This is a genomic window from Psychromonas sp., assembly GCF_983033635.1.
The window spans coordinates 1-5,828 of record NZ_CEZLMY010000026.1 but is presented as its reverse complement, the minus strand read 5'-3'; the positions used below and the strand labels follow the sequence as shown (position 1 = coordinate 5,828).

Sequence of the window (5,828 nt, the reverse complement as noted above, 5' to 3'; positions counted from 1 at the left end):
ATGGTGCGGGTGAAGGGATTCGAACCCCTGACCGCCTGGTTCGTAGCCAGGTACTCTATCCAGCTGAGCTACACCCGCTTTAAGAATCTACAAGAATGGCGGTGGAGGAGAGATTCGAACTCTCGAACAGGCTATAAACCCGTTACTCCCTTAGCAGGGGAGCGCCTTCGGCCACTCGGCCACCCCACCGTCGTCTTGTGGCGCACATATTACTGTCTTATAGAAACAAGTCAAACTTTTTTTAACGGCTATTTTCTGTTTGCCGATTAAACAAGCAAATCATCTAATTTATAACCACTAAATCTCACATTCAGAGCAAATTAATTAAGTTATCACTCAGAGATAGTGTGCTGTTTCTGTTCTAGACCGACCGGGTTAAGAAGAATTACAACCTCTTAAATTGAAAGCCCCCCAAAAAAAAAGAGCCCTTAGGCTCTTTTTTATTATTTTAAATAATCAGTTATGCATTGTTGCTACTGTTATTTTTTTCAGCTTGAATGCGCATGTAAATCTCTTCACGGTGAACAGATACTTCTTTAGGTGCATTTACACCAACGCGTACCTGATTACCTTTTACACCCAAAACGGTAACGGTTACGTTATCGCCAATCATCAGAGTTTCACCAACTCGACGAGTTAATATCAGCATATCCTGCTCCTATTGTATTAGTTTATCTATTAATTTTATTATGTACTAATGCAAAGTAAAATTCAGATTTTTTTTACAGTACAGTGTCGCAAAAATTATTTTTCTTCTTTTGGCTCTGTAGCCAGCTCAAATGCTTTATGTAATGAACGTACGGCCAATTCAAGGTATTTATCATCAACCAGCACAGAAATTTTAATTTCTGACGTTGCTATCTGATGAATATTAATACCTTCCTGCCCTAATGTCTCAAACATTGTCTTAGCAACACCAGGGTGGTTCCACATGCCGACACCAACAATTGAAACTTTTGCTATCTCGTTATTACCTTGAACACTTTCAGCCTGCAATGAGACACATACAGCCTCTAAAAGTTCCTTGGCTTTTTGGTAATCATCACGATGAACAGTAAAAGTAAAATCTGTATTGCCATTACCGACTGTATTTTGCACTATCATATCAACATCAATATTCGCTTCGCCAATCGGAGAAAGAATTTGCGCAGCCACTGTCGGTTGATCTGGCACACCAGATAAAGTTAAACGAGCTTCATCACGATTAAACGCAATGCCAGAGATTACAGGAGATTCCATTTTGTTTTCCTCATAACTAATTAATGTGCCGCCACCATCTTTAAAACTGGATAAAACACGCAGTGGCACATTGTATTTACCTGCAAATTCTACTGAGCGAATTTGTAAAACTTTAGTTCCTAAACTTGCCATTTCTAACATCTCTTCAAAAGTGATGCTATCTAAACGGCGAGCATTGGGCTCTACACGCGGGTCAGTAGTGTAAACACCATCAACATCGGTATAGATCTGACATTCATCTGCTTTTAATGTGGCAGCAATAGCAACTGCAGAGGTATCTGAACCGCCACGCCCGAGTGTTGTAATATTGTTATATTGACAACGCCCTTGGAAACCAGCAACAACAACAACACGACCTTGCTTTAAATGCTTCTCAATATTTTCAGTTTCAACATCTAAAATACGTGCTTTACTATGACTGCTATCCGTTTTAAGGCGGACTTGATCGCCAGTCATTGATACCGCATCGACACCTAAGTCATGTAATGCCATTGATAACAGGGCAATCGTTGTTTGCTCACCTGTTGTCAATAGAACATCCATCTCTCTAGGGCTTGGGTTTTCATGTAACTCTTTAGCCAGAGCTATCATGCGGTTGGTTTCACCTGACATGGCAGATAAAACAACCACAACATCATTGCCTGCATCTTTTGTTGCTTTTACTTTTTTTGCAACAACCTTTATTCGTTCGACGTTACCAACTGAGGTACCGCCATATTTTTGAACTATTAATGCCATTATAATTTCTCAGCTATTTTTTTTAGATTCGACCTGCTCATAAACGAACAGGCCATTTTCTTATAAACGCTCAGCTAACCAAGGTTCAACCAATGCTAACGCTTCAGCTAAGGCAGCAGGATTATTACCACCAGCCATTGCCATATCAGGGCGACCGCCACCTTTACCGCCAACAGGCGCTGCCACTAAATTAACTAAGTCACCCGCTTTTACTTTTTTAGTGAGATCTTTTGTAACACCAGCAATCAAACTAACTTTGTCATCGCCAACCGCGGTTGCTAAAACAACAATGCCTGATTGCAGTTTATTTTTCATTTCATCAACACTATCACGCAATGTCTTAGGATCAACACCTTCAATATTGGCAACAACCACTTTCACGCCATTAATATCAATCGCATTACCAGTTAGGTTTGAACCTGCTGCACTGGCAATTTTTGCTTTAAGCTGTGCAACTTCTTTTTCTAGCAACTTACTGCGATCTAACAGTTGTTCTATTTTTTCGCCCAAAGAAAAACTATCACCTTTCACTAAGCTGCAAGCTTTTTCAACTTCTCTTAAAACATTATCAACGGCTTCACCAGCCGCCAAACCGACAGAGGCTTCGATACGACGAACACCCGCCGCAATGCCTGACTCAGAACGGACCAGGAAGAGCCCCATATCACCAGTACGTTTGGTATGAGTACCACCACAAAGTTCAATCGAGAAATCGCCCATCTGCACAACGCGCACCATTTCGTCGTATTTCTCACCAAACAGCGCCATTGCACCTGAAGACTTAGCTTCATCGATATCCATTAGCTTAGTGACAATTTCAAAGTTATTACGGATAGCCTCATTCACTAGGAAGGTAACTTGACGTAAAACCCCCATTGACAGTGATTCAAAGTGCGAAAAATCGAAACGTAATTTATCAGCATCAACTAACGAACCTTTCTGGGTAACGTGCTCACCCAAGGTTTGACGTAATGCAGCATGTAACAGATGCGTTGCTGAATGGTGCAGCGCGATAGATTTACGGCGCTGCGCATCTACTTTTGCGTGTACTTTTTCATTTACCGTTAATTTACCCGTACTTAAATAACCGATATGTAAAAATGCATCGCCTGATTTTTTAGTATCGGTAACGACAAATACACCGTTACTAAGAATTAACTCACCCGCATCACCAGATTGGCCGCCAGATTCAGCATAAAACGGGGATTGAGACAAAATAACTTGTCCGTTATCACCTTCATTTAATGAATCAACAAAAGCACCATCAGACACTAAATTAGTTACCGTTACTGAAGCTTCCAGTGTTTCATAACCGATAAATTCAGTTTTTTGATCGATTATAAGGATGTCGTTATAATCTGTGCCAAAGTTATTTGCTTGTTGTGCACGTGCGCGCTGCTCAGCCATTGCGCTATCAAAGCCTGCCTGGTCGATTGTTAACTCACGTTCACGGGCGATATCAGCGGTTAAATCAGCAGGGAATCCGTATGTATCGTAAAGTTTAAAAACAACATCACCAGGGATAACCTTACCTTCAAGATTATCTAATTCGCCATCTAAGATCTGTAAACCACGATCCAGTGTTTTCGCAAATTGTTCCTCTTCTAAACGTAATATTTTTTCAACAAACAAACGCTGTTGTAATAACTCAGGGTAAGCTTTACCCATCTGCTTAATCAATTCTTCATAAATTTTAAAGAAGAAAACTTCCTTTGCACCCAGTTTATTGCCATGACGTACGGCGCGACGAATAATACGACGCAATACATATCCACGGCCTTCATTGGAAGGCATCACGCCATCGGTAATCAAGAAACCGCATGAGCGAATATGGTCGGCAACCACACGTAAGGACTTATCTTCAAGATCAGTCGCCCCCGTTACTTCGGCGACTTTTTTGATTAAACCTTGGAAAATATCAATATCGTAGTTTGAGTGGCCATTTTGCATAATTGCAGAAATACGCTCAAGACCCATACCCGTATCAACAGAAGGTTTTGGTAGATCTTCCATGGTGCCATCAGCATGACGGTTGTACTGCATAAAGACGAGATTCCAGATTTCAATATAACGGTCACCATCTTCTTCTGGTGTTCCAGGAGGACCGCCCCAAATATGTTCACCGTGATCATAAAAAATTTCAGTACATGGACCACATGGACCAGTATCACCCATTGACCAAAAGTTATCTTTTGCTCCAATACGTGAGAGGCGCTCAGGATCAACGCCCACTTCTTCCAACCAAATTTTTTCAGCTTCTAAATCTTCATCAAATACAGTTACCCATAATTTATCGGCTGGTAACTTCAATTCAACCGTTAAGTACTCCCATGCAAAAGCGATTGCATCACGTTTGAAATAATCACCAAAGCTAAAATTACCTAACATTTCAAAAAATGTATGGTGACGAGCCGTATAACCTACGTTATCTAAGTCATTGTGTTTACCACCAGCACGTACACAGCGCTGAGTTGAAGTTGCACGTGTATAAGCTCTTTTTTCAGTACCCAGAAAGGTATCTTTAAATTGATTCATGCCCGCATTGGTAAATAACAGGGTAGGATCGTTATCTGGTACAAGTGAGCTACTGCTTACACTTTGGTGGCCTTTTTTCGCAAAGAAATCGAGAAATCCTTGGCGAATTTCAGAAGTCGACTTAATCATGGTCATGATTTATTCCAAATAAAATTATCTATTTCGCTATTTTATAACTGCTTAATAAAAGAGCAAATGGGTTAAAAATTAATGTGTGCCAATATATCACGGAGCAAGATAGGGGGAAAGCAGGGATCTAATCAGCTTTTGCTTAATTTTCTCTCTTAGTTGACAACAATAAGATAAAGTAAGAAACTAATTACGTAACCAGTTACGCACATAGTGAAAGTATTAATCAAGGACCTGATATGGATTATATGAAAGAGCTTGGCAGTCTCAGTCTAGGCAGTCGCCTGAAGCGCTTAAGTGATCAGCTGATGTCTGAAGTAACTTATATTTACAGTGAGATGGGAATTTCTCTTAATCCAAGCTACTTTCCATTACTTACGCTTATCCACTACAAAGGCCCGCAGGGCATTACCCAAGCATCGGAAATGCTAGCGGTGAGCCACCCGGCAATTAGTAAACTTGCAAATAAAATGATCAATGAGGGTTATTTAATTAAAACGGCTCACCCTAAAGATAAACGTGCCAGTCAGTTAAACTTGTCTGATAAATCATCTCAGTTGATTGAGCAGGCAAAACCAATCTGGACGGCGATGGAAAAGCAGCTCCATGATATTGAATGCCGGCAGCATACCCCGCTACTCCTTGCTGTTAATGAATTTGAACAGTTATTCAAACAACAAAACTTTAAAAACAGTGTGTTGCTTTCACTTAAGCCGGAACTACAAAATGTTGAAATTATTAATTGGGCAGCCGAGCATAAAGGGGATTTTAAGAAGCTTAATATGGCCTGGTTAAATACATATTTTAATGGAGAGTTAACCGAAGCAGATCAACTATCATTAAATTCGCCGGAAGATTTTTATCTTGCTCGCGGTGGATACCTGTTTTTTGCCAGGCAGGCAGGCAAAATAATCGGCACTATTGCATTACGCTTTTGTGAAAATAAACGCTTTGAAATATCCAAAATGGCTGTTGCTGCTGAGTCACAGGGGCATGGAATAGGTCGTCAATTACTTTTAACCGCCCTTAATAAAGCACGCCAATTAAAAGCTGATTCAGTCTGGCTTGAAACCAATAGCAAATTGACTCGTGCCATAAGCCTTTATTCCAACTTCGGCTTTACAGCTAAAGCGCATCCTAATGGTAAAAGTTCATACCCTCGAGCTGATATATACATGGAATTACGA

Annotated in this window: 4 protein-coding genes and 2 tRNA genes; 1 reads left to right on the top strand and 5 read right to left on the bottom strand. The window is 40.5% G+C overall.

Going from position 1 to position 5,828, the window contains the following annotated elements:
- Position 1: 1 nt before the first annotated feature.
- The 5 genes from AC4GME_RS05715 to alaS form a co-directional block, all read right to left on the bottom strand.
- A tRNA-Arg gene (locus tag AC4GME_RS05715) sits at positions 2-78 on the bottom strand.
- Between the two features lie 18 nt (positions 79-96).
- Positions 97-189: transfer RNA gene (locus tag AC4GME_RS05710), tRNA-Ser, on the bottom strand.
- 271 nt (positions 190-460) lie between these two features.
- Entirely contained in the window at positions 461-649 is a 189-nt protein-coding gene (gene csrA, locus AC4GME_RS05705; RefSeq protein WP_490376348.1) for a carbon storage regulator CsrA, read from the bottom strand.
- 95 nt (positions 650-744) lie between these two features.
- On the bottom strand, positions 745-1,977 hold the full coding sequence (locus tag AC4GME_RS05700) for an aspartate kinase (protein ID WP_490376349.1): 1,233 nt from the start codon (positions 1,975-1,977) through the stop codon (positions 745-747).
- 60 nt (positions 1,978-2,037) lie between these two features.
- Positions 2,038-4,641, bottom strand: a complete 2,604-nt coding sequence (alaS, locus tag AC4GME_RS05695) for an alanine--tRNA ligase (protein ID WP_490379130.1) — start codon at positions 4,639-4,641, stop codon at positions 2,038-2,040.
- A 239-nt stretch (positions 4,642-4,880) separates the two neighbouring features.
- On the opposite strand from alaS, the gene AC4GME_RS05690 reads away from it, so the two are divergent.
- Positions 4,881-5,828: bifunctional helix-turn-helix transcriptional regulator/GNAT family N-acetyltransferase (locus AC4GME_RS05690; protein WP_490379123.1), on the top strand; the 948-nt coding region annotated here is incomplete at its 3' end.

Bases quoted from the DNA above. Each gene is read 5' to 3' on its own strand.
- csrA (WP_490376348.1), bottom strand. From the start codon at position 649: ATGCTGATATTAACTCGTCGAGTTGGTGAAACTCTGATGATTGGCGAT.
- AC4GME_RS05700 (WP_490376349.1), bottom strand. From the start codon at position 1,977: ATGGCATTAATAGTTCAAAAATATGGCGGTACCTCAGTTGGTAACGTC.
- alaS (WP_490379130.1), bottom strand. From the start codon at position 4,641: ATGATTAAGTCGACTTCTGAAATTCGCCAAGGATTTCTCGATTTCTTT.